Genomic DNA, 285 nt, shown 5'->3' on the forward strand with positions numbered 1-285 from the left:
CCCCGACATGTCGGGATACGAGGTCTTGAGAACACTTCGCCTTTCCAAAGTGAAGACGCCGATCCTTATCCTCTCCGGCATGGCCGGCATCGAGGACAAGGTACGCGGCCTCGGCTTCGGCGCAGACGACTATATGACCAAGCCGTTCCACAAGGACGAACTGGTCGCCCGCATCCACGCTATCGTGCGGCGCTCCAAGGGCCATGCCCAGTCGGTCATCACCACCGGCGACCTGGTGGTCAATCTCGATGCCAAGACCGTTGAGGTCGGTGGCCAGCGCGTGCA

Annotated in this window: 1 protein-coding gene; it reads left to right on the plus strand. The window is 61.8% G+C overall.

Annotation, left to right across the window (positions count from 1 at the left end; translation table 11 throughout):
* Nucleotides 1-285, plus strand: a 285-nt coding sequence (locus AC0L2O_RS36680) for a response regulator (RefSeq protein WP_473373189.1), incomplete at both ends; no start/stop codon positions are given.

The sequence above is a fragment of the Bradyrhizobium sp. Kon10 genome (genome assembly GCF_055807395.1).